Raw genomic sequence first — 15,137 nt, forward strand, 5'->3', positions numbered from 1 at the left:
GACCCCGGGTCACCAGGACGGTGGCGCCGACGGCAGCGCCCGGTAGCGGGACGGCATGACGCACCTCGACCCGCCGGGTGGTCACGGCCACCCGGCGGTTCCGTCCGTTGCTCCCGATGGCGGCGTACCCGTCGCGGCGAGCGCCGTCGCCGCGCTGGCGCGCTGCGTCTCGGTCGAGCCGGCGAAGTTCGCCGCCGCGCACTGGGGCCATACCCCGCTGCTGTCGCGCGCGGCCGAGCTGCCCGACCCGGCGGGCTTCACCGACCTGTTCAGCCCGGACGACGCCGACGAGCTGCTCAGCCGGCGCGGTCTGCGTACCCCCTTCCTGCGCGTCGCCAAGGACGGACAGCTCGTGCCGGCGGCCCGCTGGACCGGCGGCGGCGGGGCCGGCGCCGAGATCGGCGACCAGGTGCTCGACGAGCGGATCCTCGAGCAGTACGCCAGCGGAGCCACCCTGGTGTTGCAGGGCCTGCACCGGATCTGGCCGCCGCTCGTCGACTTCGCCCGCGACCTGGGCCTCGCGCTGCGCCAGCCGTTGCAGGTCAACGCCTATCTCACCCCGGCGGGCAGCCAGGGCTTCGCCACCCACTACGACACCCACGACGTGTTCGTGCTCCAGGTGGACGGCCGCAAGCACTGGCGGATCCACCCGCCGGTCCTGCCCGACCCGCTGGAGAAGCAGCCCTGGGGAGGCCGCGCCGACGAGGTCGGCGCCACCGCGCAGGGCCCCGCCGCGCTGGACGTGGTGCTCGCGCCCGGCGACGCCCTCTACCTGCCGCGCGGCTGGCTGCACAGCGCGCAGGCGCAGGAGGCCAGCTCGCTGCACCTGACCGTGGGCATCCGCGCGTTGACCCGCTACGCGCTCGTCGAGGAGCTGCTCGCGCTGGCCGCCGAGGACCAGAGGCTGCGGGCCAGCCTGCCGTTCGGCACCGACGTCGCGGACCCGGACGCCATCGAACCGGAGCTGACCGAGACGGTGGAGGCGCTGCGCGACTGGCTGCTGCGGGCCGACCCGGGGGCGGTGGCCGCGCGGCTGCGGCAACGCGCCTGGCCGGCGGCCCGTCCGGCGCCGATCCGTCCGCTCGCCCAGGCCGGCGCGCTGGCCACGCTGGACGCCGACTCCCGGCTCACCCTGCGACCCGGCCTGCGCTGGCGGCTCGTGCCGCACGGAGACGGCCAGGTGGCGCTGCGGCTGTTCGACCGCAGGATCACGCTCCCCGCCGACTGCGCGGCGGCGACCCGGGCGCTGCTCGGTGGCACCGCCGTCCGCGTCGGTGACCTGCCGGGCCTGCCCGACGACGCCGACCGGGTCACCCTGGCCCGCCGGCTGCTGCGCGAGGCGGTCCTGGTGCCGGTCAGCGGCCGAGCACCAGGAGCAGCACCGTCGTGACCAACCCGGCGCCGAGCACCACCATGATCGGTCGGGGACCGAGCATCGCGTGCCGACGATCGGCCAGCAGCCGCGCCGGCGCCAGCCCCATCAGCGGCCCGAACAGCGTCACCACCAGCGCCAGCACCGGCATCCCGACCGCCAGGTCGCCGCCGTACCCGACGCCGAGCGCTCGCGCGGCAACGCCCAGGGCGTAGCCCAGCACCGCGCCGCCCACCCCGCACAGCGCCAGCAGGGGGTTGGCCGAGCCCGGCAGCTCACCCGGCTGCCCGGCCCGGTTGAGCAGGTCACGGGCGCGGCCGAGCAGCGACGCCGGGTCGGCCCCGTCACCGCCGTTGGCCGGCGCGGGGGGTCCGCCGAGACGACGAGCGCCCAGCCGTGCCCGGGCCTGCTGCCAGAGGTGTGCCACCTCGGCGTCCACCCGCTCCTGCTCCTCGCGGGCGTCGACCAGCTCCTGCTCGGCACGCCGCACCTCGGCGACGGCCTCGGCGACGGCCCGCTCGGCCGCCGCGCACTGCCGCTCGTACCAGGTACGTGCCTCGGCACGCTGCTCGTGCACCCGAGCGGTCAGCTCGGCCAGCCGTCGCAGCTGCGCCGTGTACGTCTCACTCTCCACCGGTTCGTTCATCGCGACGGTCCATAGGGGATGACCACGTGGCCCGTGCGGTGCACCGCACGGTCGAAGAAGAGCCCACGCCACGGGCGGGGGTACCAGTCCGGGCCGCCGGTGCCCGGGTAGAGCGACGCGCCCAGCTCGCCGCCGTGCGCGTCCAACGCCACCCAGGCCCCGATCTGGTCGGTGCGGGCGGCCGGACCGCCGAGGTCGGCGCGCATCCGCGCCACGCCCCGCCACCAGGCCAGCACGTGGGTACGCCGCTCCGGGCCGTCGTGCAGGATCCGGCGCAACTGCTCCAGACCGGTACGCCGCCCGGTCCGGGCCGCCAGCGCGCCGGCTGCCGCATCGACCGCGAACAGCAGCAGGTAGTGCGGGCTGCCCGTGCTGGACAGCCCGTCGGCCGTCTCGGTCATCAACTCGCCGACGGTCTCCTCGTCGTACCAGGCGGCATCGTCGGCAAGGTCGTCGTAGAGCGCGCGGGCGATGCCGTCGGCGTCCGGGTCGAGACAAGCGATGGAGAAGCGGGCGGTGCCGGGCGGGTGCTGGCGGGCGAGCGACCGGGCCGCGGCGTCCAGCACCGCGCACGCCTCGTCCACCCGCGTGCCGAGCACCGCCAGGTTGCGCCCCGGCGCGCGGGGCAGCCGCAGCGCCGCCGAGCGCGCCTGCACGTCGATGATCTCGCCGAGCAGGGCCACCGGGGTGCGTGGCGCACGGCCGTCCGGCGGGGCTTCGAGAGCCCGGAAGTCGGGAGCCTCGGTCAGCCGGGGGATCGCGTCACCGTCGAAGAGTCGGGCCGGCGCCGCGTCCGGCGGGCGCATCCGCCACAGGCGGTGCTGCAGGCCGCTCCACGTCTCCCAGTCACTGGCGGCCGGGATGCGGGCGACCTCGTTGCCCTCGACCATGCCCGACTCGGCGTTGACGACCGCGTGCCAGCGCGGCAGCGACTGCGCCGCGTCGTTGCGCTCGGCGAGGATCCGCAACGCCTTCGGCAGCGCGATCCGCAGGGCGAACTGGGCCACCAGCGCGGGACGCCCCCACAGCGCCTCGATGCCCCGGACGTCCTGCGAGGCGAGCACCAGATGGATGCCCTGTGACCGGCCCCGGCGAGCCAGGTCCTCCAGCAGGTCGGCGGCCTCCCGGGCCACCACGTCGCGGCCGGCCAGCAGCATCTGGAACTCGTCGACCACCGCGACGATGCGTGGCCAGTGCCCGGTCGGGTCCACCGCGCGCAGCTCGGCCAGCTTGGTGACCTCGTGCTTCTTGGCCGCGTCGGCCCGCCGCCGCAGCTCCTCGGCGAGGAACCGCAGCAGCGCCAACCCGAACTCCCGGTCGGTGTTGACGTTGATACCGACCAGACGCATGTGCGGCAGCCAGCTCGGGTCACGCCGACCCTGCGCGAACCGGGCGAAGGACACTCCCTCCTTGAAGTCCAGGAGATAGAACTCCAGCTCGGCGGGGGAGTAGCGGGCCGCCAGGGCGCCGATCCACGCGAAGATCAGGTTGGTCTTGCCGGTGCCGGACGGGCCTCCGATCAGGGCGTGCGGCGGATAGTCGCCGAGTGTCAGGCGTACCGACCGGCCCTGCGGTCCCTCGCCGATCGGCACGGTCAGGCCGTCCGCCGAGTTCTCCCGCCACATCAGCTCGGGCGGCGGCAGCAGGTCGCCGAACGGCGTCGGCGGCGGACCCTCGTTCACCCGGGCGGCGATCTCGCGGCAGGTCTCGGTGACCAGCGTCGCCGGCGGCGGCGGGTCCAGCCGGACCGACAGGCCCGACGGCCCGCCGATCCGAGCGCCCGAGGCGTCCGTCACCACGCGGGTCACGGTCGGGTCGTCGGGGAGCGGCACACCACGGACGACCAGGTGCACCCCGCAGGCGGCACCGGCGCGGACCACCCGGTCGAGCTGCCCGCGTTCGTGCCGGTTCAGCTCGTCGCCGCCGAGCAGCACCGCCACGCGCCACGGTTCGGGACGGCGGCCGGTCGCCGAGGCCAGCTCCCGCAGGGACCCGTACTCGCCGGCCAGCACCGTCTCGTTGATCCGCCGGATCTGTTCGACCAGGTCGTCGAGCAACGGGCCCAACCCGCCCGGTCCGACGAAGGTGAGCAACCCCGCCGTGCCCAGGGGCGCGAATCCGGCCAGTCCGCCGCCGAGGTGCTCCGGGTCGTACCCGATCAGTCGTACCCCACCGGGGTCGGCGCGGCCGACGGCCCGCAGCAGCAGCGCGGACACCACGGCGTCGCAGCCGGCGCGGTCCTCTCCGGACAGGTGGACGTGTCCGGCGTCGAGCAGCGGCACCAGCGCGGGCACCGGCTCGACGTCGTCGAGCCGGACCGTGCCGACGCGCAGCGCGCCGGGCGGCTCGGCCCGGCTCAGGGGCGTGGGTGTCCAGCCCGGCCAGTCGGCGCCCGCGCAGCCGGGTGCCTCCCGGCGTGCGGCGGCGGCGGCCTGGCGGGCCAGCTCCGCGATCCGGGCGGCGTGCCGGGCGTCGATCTCGGCGAGGCGGCGGTCGCGCTGGCCACCCACCCGCTCGGGTACGGCGGCGGCGGCCCGGCGGACCCGGGCGAGCCGTTCCCGGCCGGCGCTCAGCTCGGCCTGTGCCGCCGACAGTCGGGTACGGGTGGCGCCCAGCGCCTCGGCGAGGGCGTCCCGGACGCGGGTGGCCAGCTGCCCGCGCTGGTCAGCCATCGGAGCCCCGGCGTGCCGGCGCGTCCCGCCACGGGCTGCCCGCCCGGGGCGGCGGGCCGCCGGATTTCGGTTCGGCCGGATCCGGTGCAGACTGCGGCGTGCCGCCGGCGACGGCCAGGTCCCGACCCAGCCGGGCGAGCAGCAGCCCGGCCGTGACACCGGCGGCCACCGCGGAGTCGGCGGCGTGTGGTGGCTCCCCGGACGACCGCGGCGGCGGCATGCGGCACACCCGGGTCAGCAGCGTCTCCAGCACCGGCGGTGGCAGCCCGGGCAGCAGGTCCCGGACCCGGCCGTCCAGCTCTCCGCGCAGCCGGCCCAGGTCGGCGGCACGGGGTGGGTGCCCCAGCAGCTCACCGGCCAGCTCGCGCAGCAGCGGCGGTGCCAGCGCCGCCATCCCGAGGCCCACGTCGGCCGAGGCGCGGCGCAGCTCGGTACGGAGGCGGTCGCGGTCACCGGCGCGTACGCCGCGTACGACCCGGTGCAGCAGCTCCTGGGAGTCGCGCAGTTGCTCGTCCGGCTCGTCGCCGGCACCGTCGCGCCCACCGGTCAGCTCGGCCACCCGCACCGACCACCAGCGACGCATCCGCACCTGCTCCGCCCGTTCCGGCGCCACGGTGGTCGGCCCGTCCGACGGGGCTTCGTCGTGGCGCTGGTCGCGCTGGTCGCGTTGCTCTGGCCGGGGCGCGGGGGTGCCGTCGGCGGTCAACCCGATCGCGGTCAGGTACGCCGACAACTGCTCCTGCGCCACCCGTAGCGCGTAGTTGGCGCTCTCGGCGTGCTCGGTGGCGGCGGAAAGCTCGGGAACCCCCATCGGGTTGGCCGACTCCTGGCGGACCCACCGCAGCCGCTCCGCGGCCAGGCCGAACTTCTCCAGGGCCTGACCGAGCAGGCCGACCGGGAACTCCTCGCTTGCCGCGCGGACCTGGCCGCCGATGTCCTCGATGATGGACACGTCGGCCTACAGAGTGGAGACGTAGAGCTGGGCCTGCTCCACCGCGACCAGTGTCGCGGCGAGACATTCCTCCAGCTCCTGACTGGCCTGTGTCAGCGACGCCTGGGCCGCCTCGACCGTCTCGTGCCCGCTGCCCTCCAGTGCGCCGGCCAGCGTCTGCTGCGCCTCGGACAGCTTCTCACCCGCCGCCTGGACGGCTGTCTGCCCGTCGCCGATCTGTTGGAGGGCGACATCGATGGCAGCCTTCAGCTCGGCGACGCTCGCCACGGCGGAACCTCCTGGGGGCGGGGAGATCTCCATTAGAGCCTATCGGTGTCCACGGGAGAACATCCGCCCTGGCGGTGTTCCTGCCCGCCTGACCGTTAACCCCCTGGAAGTGCCGGGAGTCCGTTCTGTGGGAGTCCCAGTGCGAGAACTTCTCAATTATCGCGGAGCCAGCGCGGGCCGTACACCTCGGCGCCCAGGGCGGTGACCCGCTCGCGCAGCTCCCGGTCGGCGGTGACCACCAGCCGGCGGCGCTGCGGGGCCGCCTCCACCAGCTCGACCACCGTGTCGTCGCCGGACCCGGGAGCGGAGACCACGCGGACCTCGTCGATGCCCGGTACGTCCCGTGCCGCGCCCTCGACCACGAGCACCACGTCGACAGGTGCCGGCAACCGGGCGGGCAGCCCCTCGGCGGCCACCGGCGCGAGCGCGTCCCGCAGCCGGGCGGCGGCCCCGGCCCGGTCCCGCCACCACCCGTTCGGGCGGGAGCCCACCACGTTGGCGCCGTCGACGATCAGCAGCGGGTTCTCAGTCATGCCGCCAGCCTGCCATCCACCGGCCCGAACCGGCCGGACGCCACTCCACAACGCGGGGTGCGCCACCGCGTGCGGCGTTTGTCGGGCCGGGTGCCGGGTAGCCCCTGCCGACCGTGCCGCGCCCGACTGCGGAGGACAGACATGATGGGACCCGGTGATCTCGGCTCCGACCCGTGGGACGAATTCCTGGCCCGGTACTTCGGCCGGGGAGAGGGAGGACGCCGACCGCCGCACCGGGTCGACATCACCCGCCTGATGACGGCCGACGCGCGGGAGATGCTGGCCGACGCGGCCCGCCGTGCCGCGCAGCGGCAGAGCAGCGACCTCGACACCGACCACCTGCTGTGGGCGGCCCTGCAACGCGAACCCCTGCGCGATCTCGTACGCCGGGCCGGCGCCGACCCGGACACCCTGCTCAACGCGCTCGGCGGCAAGGGCGACGGCGCGCCACGCGGCGAGGTGCCGCCCAACCTGTCGCTGACCCCGGCGGCCAAGCGGGCGCTGCTCGACGCCCACCAGCTCTCGCGGGCGATGGGGGCCAACTACATCGGCCCCGAGCACATCCTGATGGCCCTGCCGCTCAACCCCGAGTCGCCGGCCGGACGGATGCTGGCCGCCGGGCGAATCCAGCCCGAGTCGTTGCAGGCCGCCAACGCCGAGCGCGGCCCGATGAACGGGCCGAAGCCGGACCGGGGCACGCCCACCCTCGACCAGTACGGCCAGGACCTCACCGACCTGGCCCGCAACGACCAGATCGACCCCGTGATCGGCCGCGCCGACGAGATCGAGCAGGCCGTGGAGATCCTGTCCCGGCGGACCAAGAACAACCCGGTGCTCATCGGCGAGGCGGGTGTCGGCAAGACCGCCATCGTCGAGGGGCTGGCCGAGCGGATCTGCGACGGGGACGTGCCGCAGACCCTGCTGGGCAAGCGGGTCGTCCAGCTCGACCTCGCCGGCCTGGTCGCCGGCACCCGCTATCGGGGCGACTTCGAGGAGCGCCTCAAGAAGGTCATCGACGAGATCCGGGCGCACCGGGACGAGCTGATCATCTTCCTGGACGAGATCCACACCCTGGTCGGCGCGGGAGGCGCCGGCAGCGAGGGCGGGATGGACGCGTCCAACATGCTCAAGCCCGCCCTGGCGCGCGGCGAGCTGCGGGTGATCGGCGCGACCACGCTGGACGAGTACCGCAAGAGCATCGAGAAGGACGCCGCGCTGGCCCGGCGGTTCCAGCCGGTGCTGGTGCCCGAGCCGAGCATCGACGACACCATCGCCATCCTGCGCGGGTTGCGGGACCGGTACGAGGCGCACCACCAGGTGCGCTTCACCGACGAGGCGCTGGTCACCGCCGCCGAGCTGTCCGACCGGTACGTCACCGACCGGTTCCTGCCGGACAAGGCCATCGACCTGATCGACCAGGCCGGCGCGCGGGTCCGGCTGCGTACCCGCACCCCGGCGTCCGACGTGCGGGAGCTGGAGCAGGAGCTCGACGACGTACGCCGGGACAAGGAGCAGGCCGTCACCGACGAGCAGTACGAGCGCGCCTCCGCGCTGCGCGATCGGATCGCCGAGCTGGAGGGGGAGATCCGGCGCGCCAACGGCGAGGACGGAATGTCGTCCTCGCAGGTGCCCGAGGTGGGCCCGCAGGAGATCGCCGAGGTGGTTTCCCGGGCCACCGGCATCCCCGTCAGCCAGCTCACCGAGGAGGAGCGCGACCGGCTGCTGCGCCTGGAGGGTCACCTGCACGAGAAGATCGTCGGCCAGGACGACGCGGTCACCGCGGTGGCCGAGGCGGTCCGCCGCTCCCGTGCCGGGCTCGCCGACCCGGAGCGCCCGATGGGCAGCTTCCTGTTCCTCGGACCCACCGGCGTCGGCAAGACCGAGCTGGCCCGCGCCCTGGCCGAGGCGCTGTTCGGCGAGGCCGACCGCATGGTGCGCGTCGACATGAGCGAGTTCCAGGAGCGGCACACCGTCAGCCGGCTCGTCGGCGCCCCGCCCGGGTACGTCGGCTACGAGGAGGCCGGTCAGCTCACCGAGGCGGTACGCCGCCGCCCGTACGCGGTGGTGCTGCTCGACGAAATCGAGAAGGCCCACCCGGACGTGTTCAACATCCTGCTCCAGGTGCTCGACGACGGGCGGCTCACCGACAGTCAGGGTCGTACGGTGAACTTCAAGAACACCGTACTGATCATGACGAGCAACCTCGGCTCCGAGTTGATCACCGGAACGCAGCGTGCCGTCGGCTTCGGCACCGGCGCGCCCGGCAGCGAGCAGGAGAACGACGAGCTGCGCGAGCGGCTGATGCGCCGCCTCCAGGAGAACTTCCGCCCCGAGTTCCTCAACCGCATCGACGAGGTCATCATCTTCCGCCGGCTGGAGGCCGAGCAGCTGCGCGACATCACCGCGCTGCTGCTGGAGGACACCCGTCGCCGGCTGCACGCCCAGGACATCCAGGTGGAGTTCACCACCGCCGGCGTCGACTGGCTGGCCGAGCACGGCTACCAGCCGGAGTTCGGCGCCCGTCCGCTGCGCCGGGTGATCCAGCGCGAGGTGGACAACCACCTGTCCCGGATGCTGCTGGAATCCGCGATCTCGCCCGGGCAGAAGGTCGTCGTGGACGCCCGCGACGGGCAACTCACCTTCGAGGTGACCGCGGGCGAGCGGGGCTACACCGCCGCCACGACAACACACCCGCGATGAGCGGGCCGGCGCGACGCGACGAGCACGAGGAGCCGCACGAGGACGCGGACGCCGCGAAGCCCCGGGACGAGGACGACCATCCCGACCCGATCCTGGCGCCCCCGACCGCGAATCCGCGCCGGACGCGGGTGCCCGCCGAGGGCCTGCATCCCAAGACCGACCAGGACGACCCGGAGGCGTCCGGGACGCGCCGGCGAGAGGAGACCTGATGGTACGCGACACGCGGCTCGACCCCGAGGTGGAAGTGCTCTGGGAGGACTTCCACGCCGAGGTCAACGTCCCGTCCGAGCAGCTGCGCACCTGGCTGTTGACCCGGGGCTCGGGGGAGGAGTCGTTCAGCCCGAACCCGGACCTCGACCTGCCCCAGCCGGGGCGGGAGATCCTCAAGGTGCTCAACAAGCGCAAGGTCGACCTCACGCCGGAGGACATCGACGTGATGCGGGAGGCGGTCGAGCGCATCCGCGAGCTGATGGACGCCAAGCCCCGGCGCGGCAACGCCGACGACGAGTGGCGGCACTCGCTGCTCGACCTCGGCCACGATCCACTCGTGGAACGCTGAGTTCGTCGACCTGTGCGACGGTGCCGCCCCGGTCCGGGGCGGCACCGTCGTCGCGCGCTACTGGCCCTGGTCGGGCTCCAGGCTGCCGATGGTCAGCCCCGCCGCGTCGGCGGCCGCGTCGCGCTCGCCCCGGGTCTGGTCCTCGCGCGTGAGCAGGTTGGCGTACTCGGTGACGTCGGCTGGGTCGGGCACCTCTGGCAGCCGGCGCAGGAACGCCTCGACCTGGCGGGTGGCGGCGGTGTGCGCGGCGGCGGCCTGGCGGAGCAGTTCGCGGTCGTCGGCGGGCGGGTAGAGATCGGTCATGTCCGCCAGATACCCGGACAGCGGCGGTTCGCACCGCCGGTGACCGCCGCGTCGCGGGTGGCCTTCGTCTCGCTGGTCGGTCGTGTCACCGCCCGGCGACGCCGTCCAGGAGGGTTGTCAGGTTGTGCGCGAAGGTCTCCTCGGCGTCGAGGTGCGCGCCCTCGATGACGAGTCGGGCGACGGTGGGATAGCGGCCCGTGTCGAGCATGCGCGTCAGGTAGGGGCCGAGGCTGGCCTGCCAGGCGTTCAGCTCGGTGCCGGTGGAACGGGCGGTGCGCCGCTCGGTGACCTCCCGCCGCAGCGCCCCGACGATGAAGGCGTTGAGGGCGCCCAGGGCCCGCTGGAGGTCGTCGACGCCGCGTATGCCGGGGGCCTGGCTGAGCGCCGCGGCGGTCGACTCACCCACGGCGAGCGCGTGCGGCCCCAGGTGGGGTCGCCCGCCGAGCAGGTCGGAGAACCACTCGTGCTCGAGGGCGGCGGCGCGGGTCCGCCGCACGATGGCCAGCAGCGTGGTGCGCCAGTCGGAGTGCTGACCGGCTTCGGCGATCTGGGCGTAGACGGCGTCGACCATCAGGTCGAGCAGCTCTGACCGGTTGGCCACGTAGTCGTAGAGGCGCATCGGGCCGACGTCGAGCTCCTTGGCGATCCGGCGGACCGACAGGCCGTCGAGGCCGTGCGCGTCGGCGAGCCGGATCGCCGCGTCGGCGATCTTCGCGCGGCTCAGCGGCACCGGCGTCGCCCGGGGGCGAGGCTCGGGCCGTTCCCACACGGGCACCACTTCGCTACCGTACGGTGTATCCACGCAATACAGCGTACGGTAAGGAGAATGATGATGCGAATGGCGATCGTCGGCGGTGGCCTGGGCGGGTTGACGCTGGCACGGATCCTGCGCCGACACGGCACCGAGGCGGTGGTCCACGAACGCGAGGCGAACCGGTCCGCGCGCGCACAGGGCGGGTTGCTCGACCTGCACCCGGAGTCCGGGCAGCACGCTCTCGCCGAGGCGGGTCTGGACGAGGAGTTCCGGTCGACGGCGCGGCCCGAGGGCGAGGAGCACCGCATCCTCGACCCGGCCGGACGTACCCTCGTGCACCACATGCCGCGACCCGGCTCGTTCGACGGACGCCCGGAGGTCGACCGCGCCGTACTGCGTGGTCTTCTGCTCGACGCGCTCCCGCCCGACGCCGTCGCGTGGGGGCGCCGGCTCGTCGCGGCGTCGCCGCGACGAGGCGGGGGCTTCGTCCTCACCTTCGACAGTGGCCACCGCGCCGAGTGCGACATCCTGGTCGGCGCGGACGGCGCGCGCTCGGTCGTCCGGGCGCTGCTGACCGACGCGCAGCTGTCCCACGTGTCCAGCCACGTCGAGCTGACCATCAGCGACGCCGAACGACGCCACCCGGACCTCGCCGAGTTGGTCGGTCCCGGGAACCTGTGGTGCGTCGGCGTCAGCCAGATCCTCGCCGCGCAGCGACTCGGCGACGGCAGCATCCGGGTCGGGATCTCCCTCCCCGCCGACGACCGAGACCTCGACGCCTACCGGGACAAGCGTGTCCTGCTGGACCTGTTCGACGGCTGGGACACCCGTCTGACCGCCCTCATCGACGCCGGCGACGACGCGCCGACCACACGCCGGGTCGAGGCCCTCCCGGTCGGCGCGCGCTGGGCCCACCAGCCGGGCATCACCCTCCTCGGTGACGCCGCGCACCTCATGCCTCCGGTCGGCGAGGGTGCCAACCAGGCCATGCTGGACGCCGCCGAACTCGCGCGGGAGATCGTCGCCCACCCCGCCGACCCGGACGCGGCGATCCGGTCGTACGAGGAGGCGATGTTCGCGAGGATCCAACCGATCGCCGAGATGTGCGCGCGGGTTCAGGCGATGATGCTGTCCCCGACGGCGGCCGACGACCTCGTCCGCTTCTTCACGCCACGCGCCGCAGAGCCCGCCGCGCCCCGCTAGACCCTCACACCCCGCTGGGCTGCCGGACGCCGAAGCCCGGATTGCGCACCAACCAGTCCAGGTAGCTGGGGTGCGGCGCCAGCGAGTCGGTGTACGCGGCCTTCGCCGTGGAGAGCAGCAGGTCGGCGTCGCGGGCGGCGGGCGAGTCCGGGTGCCACCCCAGCAGCAGCCGCCAGCGCAGCGGGACACCGGCCAGGCGCCGGGTGACCAGACCGGACACCGGCCGGAACGTCGCCTGGCACAGGGCCACCGCCACGCCCGCCTCCACCAGGTCGACGCAACCGCGGATGTCGGTCTCGTACACCTTGCGGGGAGTGAAACCGGCGCGGGCGCACGCGGCGGCGAAACAGTCGCCGAAGCAGCCGTCGCCGGGCGCCGCCACCCACTGCTCGTGGCGTAGGTCCGCCAGGCGCACCTCGTCCCGGTCGGCGAGCGGGTGGCTCGCCGGCAGCAGCACCAGCACCGGGTCCACGGCCACCTCCCGCCACCTCAGCCCGAACTCGGCCGACGGGGTGGCGTCGCCGCACACGCCGGTGAGGGCGAAGTCCAACCGCCCACCGGCCACCAACTGCGCCAGCTCGTCCACCGACCACGAGGCGTACGTGGTGATCTGGGCCGGCGGCTCCTCGGCGGCGAGCCGATGCACCAGCCGGCCCAGGATCGGGCTGTTCACGCCGCCGAGGCGGTAGCAGCGCGACACCTCGGCGGCGCCGGCCAGCCGTGCCGCCTCGTCCTGTAGGCCCTTCATCGCCGGCAGCAGCACCCGGGCCCGGGCGAGCACCAGCTCACCGAGCGCGGTGGGCCGCGCGCCGCGCCGATCCCGGTCGAACAGCGGCCCGCCCAGCGTCCGTTCGATCCGCTGGAGCTGGGCGGTCAGCGCCGGCTGGGCGAGCCCGAGCGACGACGCCGCCTTGGTCACACTCCCTGTCTCCGCGATCGCGCAGACCACCCGCAGGTGTCGCAGCTCCAGGTTCATACGGTGACGGTAGGACCACGCCGCAGCCTGCGGAAGGGGCCAAGTGTATCGGTGACATTGAATGCATTCTGTGGTGCGGCCCGCGCCTTCAGTCGCGCGGCGGCTCCGGCAGGTCCTTGAGGTACGTCGGCCGCCGCGTCACCGCGTCGCGGAGCTTGTCCACCACGCCCACCGCCGGCTCGACGATACGGTTCCACGGCGGCGTGGCCGGGGTGCCCGGGTGCGGCCGGGTCGGCGCGGCCTCCTCGGCGATCTCCAACCGGTTGCCCAGCCGGATCAGCTCCTCCGACGTCGCCACCGCGCGCAGCTCGGCGACGAGCGTGCCCACCCCGTCGACGTGGCGGCGGACCCGCTCGGCGACCTCGGTCACGGTCTCGTCGCTCAGCCCCTTGAGGGCGGCCAGTAGCGCCGCGTCGCCGTCGATCTCGGCGTCCACCCGGGCGGCCTCGGCCGGCAGCGCCGCCCGCACCGCTGGCAGCAGGTACTGCTCCTCGGCGGAGATGTGCCGCGACAGCGCGGCGGTGAGGACGGCCAGCGCCTCGTGCGGCGTCGCGTCCGGGCCGCTCAGCTGGTCCACGAGGGTCAGCAACTGCCGGTGCTCGCGGTCCACGATGTCGGCGACACTGCGGCCGCCGGGCCGGTAACCCTCCTCGGGTGCGGGCGTGGGCGGCAACGGGGGCAGGGGAACGGCGGACATGATGCCCTCCTCGACTGGCGGGCGGAAGCTCCGGCAGGGGAATGTGCGGTCGTGGGCGGCGGTACCCGAACGCGAGCGTCGCGAAACCGCTCCCGGATCAGTCGACCTGGATGCCCGCCCGCGTCCCGTCGGTGCGCCGACCCGCCGCTCATCCCGGGCTGGTATGAAGGGGCGATGACGAGCGACGCCGCCTCCGCCCGACCGGACCCCACCGCGGAGGTCGTCGACCTCTGCCGCGACCTGCTGCGCATCGACACCACCAACACGGGTGACAACGACACCAGCGTCGGCGAGCGCCGCGCGGCCGAATACGTGGCGGAGAAACTCGCCGAGGTGGGCGTCGAGTCGGTCCTGCACGAGTCCGCGCCCGGCCGGGCGAACGTGGTGGCCCGCATCCCCGGCGCCGACCCGAGCCGCGGCGCCCTGCTCGTACACGGCCACCTGGACGTGGTGCCCGCCGACGCCGACGAGTGGTCGGTGCACCCGTTCTCCGGGGAGGAGCGCGACGGCTACCTGTGGGGTCGCGGCGCGATCGACATGAAGGACTTCGACGCGATGGTGCTCGCCGTGGTGCGGCACTGGCAGCGCACCGGCGTCCGGCCCCCGCGCGACATCGTCCTCGCGTACACCGCCGACGAGGAGGCGGGCAGCGACTACGGCGCGCGCTTCCTGGTCGAGAACCACCGCGACCTCTTCGACGGGTGCACCGAGGCGATCGGCGAGGTCGGCGGGTTCTCCTACTCGGTCAACGACAGCCAGCGCCTCTACCTCATCGAGACCGCTGAGAAGGGCATCGACTGGCTGCGGCTGCACGCCAAGGGCCGCCCCGGGCACGGATCGATGGTGCACGACGACAACGCGGTCACCGCGCTCGCCGAGGCCGTGGCCCGCATCGGCCGGCACCGCTTCCCGGTGGTGGTCACCGACACCGTACGGGCGTTCCTGACCGAGGTCTCCGACCTGCTCGGCATCGAGCTGGACCCGGACGACCCGGAGGTCGCCATCGCCAAGCTCGGCCCGATCGCCAACATCATCGGGGCGACCATCCGCAACACGGCCAACCCGACGCGCCTCGCCGCCGGCTACAAGGACAACGTCATCCCGGGCCGCGCCACCGCCACCATCGACTGCCGCAGCCTCCCCGGCCAGTCCGAGCTGTTGGAGCGGCAGTTGCGCGAGCTGGTCGGCCCGGACATCGACATCGAGTACGTCCAGCGGCAGCCCGCGTTGGAGACCACCTTCGACGGCGACCTCGTCGAGGCCATGTCGGCGGCGCTGCGCGCCGAGGACCCGGGTGCCCGGCCGGTGCCGTACATGCTCTCCGGCGGCACCGACGCGAAGGCGTTCTCGACGCTCGGCATCCGCTGCTTCGGGTTCGCGCCGCTGCGGCTGCCCGCCGACCTGAACTTCTCCGCGCTGTTCCATGGCATCGACGAGCGCGTTCCGGTCGACGGACTACAGTTCGGCGTGCGGGTTCTCGACCGGTTCCTCCGCACCTGCTAG

The 15,137-nt window shown here is 74.1% G+C and carries 15 protein-coding genes; 6 read left to right on the plus strand and 9 right to left on the minus strand.

All coding sequences use genetic code 11. The features are described from left to right. Nucleotides 1-55 precede the first annotated feature (55 nt). Nucleotides 56-1,390, plus strand: a complete 1,335-nt coding sequence (locus ABZU91_RS03285; protein ID WP_355233372.1) for a cupin domain-containing protein — start codon at nt 56-58, stop codon at nt 1,388-1,390. On the opposite strand, the gene ABZU91_RS03290 is transcribed toward ABZU91_RS03285, so the two are convergent. The 5 genes from ABZU91_RS03290 to ABZU91_RS03310 form a co-directional block, all read right to left on the minus strand. Next, nucleotides 1,356-2,018: a hypothetical protein gene (locus ABZU91_RS03290; protein ID WP_355233374.1), complete on the minus strand. Its 663-nt coding sequence runs from the start codon at nt 2,016-2,018 to the stop codon at nt 1,356-1,358. The two genes, ABZU91_RS03285 and ABZU91_RS03290, sit on opposite strands and share 35 nt — an antisense overlap. Continuing rightward, a complete protein-coding gene (locus tag ABZU91_RS03295; RefSeq protein WP_355233376.1) occupies nt 2,015-4,690 on the minus strand; it encodes an FtsK/SpoIIIE domain-containing protein in 2,676 nt (891 codons plus the stop codon). Before ABZU91_RS03295 ends, ABZU91_RS03290 begins: the two co-directional genes overlap by 4 nt. After that, on the minus strand, nt 4,683-5,642 hold the full coding sequence (locus ABZU91_RS03300) for a hypothetical protein (protein WP_355233378.1): 960 nt from the start codon (nt 5,640-5,642) through the stop codon (nt 4,683-4,685). Before ABZU91_RS03300 ends, ABZU91_RS03295 begins: the two co-directional genes overlap by 8 nt. Nucleotides 5,643-5,648: 6 nt before the next feature. Further along, nucleotides 5,649-5,909, minus strand: a complete 261-nt coding sequence (locus tag ABZU91_RS03305) for a hypothetical protein (protein WP_030332749.1) — start codon at nt 5,907-5,909, stop codon at nt 5,649-5,651. Between the two features lie 152 nt (nt 5,910-6,061). Continuing rightward, complete coding sequence (locus ABZU91_RS03310) at nt 6,062-6,442, minus strand: hypothetical protein (RefSeq protein ID WP_355233381.1); 381 nt, start codon at nt 6,440-6,442, stop codon at nt 6,062-6,064. A gap of 141 nt (nt 6,443-6,583) precedes the next feature. Between ABZU91_RS03310 and ABZU91_RS03315 the strand changes: the two genes are divergently transcribed. The 3 genes from ABZU91_RS03315 to ABZU91_RS03325 are packed head-to-tail and all read left to right on the plus strand — an operon-like array spanning nt 6,584 to nt 9,701. After that, nucleotides 6,584-9,142, plus strand: coding sequence for an ATP-dependent Clp protease ATP-binding subunit (locus ABZU91_RS03315; RefSeq protein WP_355233383.1), 2,559 nt, complete (start codon nt 6,584-6,586; stop codon nt 9,140-9,142). After that, on the plus strand, nt 9,139-9,351 hold the full coding sequence (locus ABZU91_RS03320; protein WP_355233385.1) for a hypothetical protein: 213 nt from the start codon (nt 9,139-9,141) through the stop codon (nt 9,349-9,351). The genes ABZU91_RS03315 and ABZU91_RS03320 overlap by 4 nt, the downstream gene beginning before the upstream one ends. Further along, entirely contained in the window at nt 9,351-9,701 is a 351-nt protein-coding gene (locus ABZU91_RS03325) for a DUF3140 domain-containing protein (RefSeq protein WP_355233387.1), read from the plus strand. Before ABZU91_RS03320 ends, ABZU91_RS03325 begins: the two co-directional genes overlap by 1 nt. A 57-nt stretch (nt 9,702-9,758) precedes the next feature. Here ABZU91_RS03325 and ABZU91_RS03330 read toward each other — a convergent pair whose 3' ends face one another. Both ABZU91_RS03330 and ABZU91_RS03335 read right to left on the minus strand, forming a co-directional pair. Further along, nucleotides 9,759-10,004, minus strand: a complete 246-nt coding sequence (locus ABZU91_RS03330; protein ID WP_266241928.1) for a hypothetical protein — start codon at nt 10,002-10,004, stop codon at nt 9,759-9,761. Between the two features lie 85 nt (nt 10,005-10,089). Continuing rightward, nucleotides 10,090-10,806, minus strand: coding sequence for a TetR/AcrR family transcriptional regulator (locus ABZU91_RS03335; RefSeq protein WP_355233390.1), 717 nt, complete (start codon nt 10,804-10,806; stop codon nt 10,090-10,092). A gap of 24 nt (nt 10,807-10,830) precedes the next feature. Here ABZU91_RS03335 and ABZU91_RS03340 point away from each other — a divergent pair, with 24 nt between their 5' ends. After that, on the plus strand, nt 10,831-11,961 hold the full coding sequence (locus ABZU91_RS03340) for an NAD(P)/FAD-dependent oxidoreductase (protein ID WP_355233392.1): 1,131 nt from the start codon (nt 10,831-10,833) through the stop codon (nt 11,959-11,961). 4 nt (nt 11,962-11,965) lie between these two features. On the opposite strand, the gene ABZU91_RS03345 is transcribed toward ABZU91_RS03340, so the two are convergent. Together ABZU91_RS03345 and ABZU91_RS03350 are read right to left on the minus strand one after the other, a co-directional pair. Further along, nucleotides 11,966-12,937 carry a LysR family transcriptional regulator gene (locus ABZU91_RS03345; RefSeq protein ID WP_355233394.1) on the minus strand — a complete coding sequence of 324 codons (972 nt, stop codon included), beginning with the start codon at nt 12,935-12,937 and terminating at the stop codon, nt 11,966-11,968. A gap of 88 nt (nt 12,938-13,025) precedes the next feature. Next, nucleotides 13,026-13,634: a hemerythrin domain-containing protein gene (locus ABZU91_RS03350; RefSeq protein ID WP_355233396.1), complete on the minus strand. Its 609-nt coding sequence runs from the start codon at nt 13,632-13,634 to the stop codon at nt 13,026-13,028. Between the two features lie 174 nt (nt 13,635-13,808). Between ABZU91_RS03350 and ABZU91_RS03355 the strand changes: the two genes are divergently transcribed. Next, on the plus strand, nt 13,809-15,137 hold the full coding sequence (locus ABZU91_RS03355; RefSeq protein WP_355233398.1) for a M20/M25/M40 family metallo-hydrolase: 1,329 nt from the start codon (nt 13,809-13,811) through the stop codon (nt 15,135-15,137).

The organism is Micromonospora sp. NPDC005174 (genome assembly GCF_040608495.1).
Taxonomy (GTDB): domain Bacteria; phylum Actinomycetota; class Actinomycetes; order Mycobacteriales; family Micromonosporaceae; genus Micromonospora.

What these genes read in the sequence shown, in the direction of transcription:
- ABZU91_RS03285 (WP_355233372.1), top strand. Translation starts at nt 56, where the DNA reads ATGACGCACCTCGACCCGCCGGGTGGTCACGGCCACCCGGCGGTTCCG.
- ABZU91_RS03290 (WP_355233374.1), bottom strand. Translation starts at nt 2,018, where the DNA reads ATGAACGAACCGGTGGAGAGTGAGACGTACACGGCGCAGCTGCGACGG.
- ABZU91_RS03295 (WP_355233376.1), bottom strand. Translation starts at nt 4,690, where the DNA reads ATGGCTGACCAGCGCGGGCAGCTGGCCACCCGCGTCCGGGACGCCCTC.
- ABZU91_RS03310 (WP_355233381.1), bottom strand. Translation starts at nt 6,442, where the DNA reads ATGACTGAGAACCCGCTGCTGATCGTCGACGGCGCCAACGTGGTGGGC.
- ABZU91_RS03315 (WP_355233383.1), top strand. Translation starts at nt 6,584, where the DNA reads ATGATGGGACCCGGTGATCTCGGCTCCGACCCGTGGGACGAATTCCTG.
- ABZU91_RS03320 (WP_355233385.1), top strand. Translation starts at nt 9,139, where the DNA reads ATGAGCGGGCCGGCGCGACGCGACGAGCACGAGGAGCCGCACGAGGAC.
- ABZU91_RS03325 (WP_355233387.1), top strand. Translation starts at nt 9,351, where the DNA reads ATGGTACGCGACACGCGGCTCGACCCCGAGGTGGAAGTGCTCTGGGAG.
- ABZU91_RS03330 (WP_266241928.1), bottom strand. Translation starts at nt 10,004, where the DNA reads ATGACCGATCTCTACCCGCCCGCCGACGACCGCGAACTGCTCCGCCAG.
- ABZU91_RS03340 (WP_355233392.1), top strand. Translation starts at nt 10,831, where the DNA reads ATGATGATGCGAATGGCGATCGTCGGCGGTGGCCTGGGCGGGTTGACG.
- ABZU91_RS03345 (WP_355233394.1), bottom strand. Translation starts at nt 12,937, where the DNA reads ATGAACCTGGAGCTGCGACACCTGCGGGTGGTCTGCGCGATCGCGGAG.
- ABZU91_RS03350 (WP_355233396.1), bottom strand. Translation starts at nt 13,634, where the DNA reads ATGTCCGCCGTTCCCCTGCCCCCGTTGCCGCCCACGCCCGCACCCGAG.
- ABZU91_RS03355 (WP_355233398.1), top strand. Translation starts at nt 13,809, where the DNA reads ATGACGAGCGACGCCGCCTCCGCCCGACCGGACCCCACCGCGGAGGTC.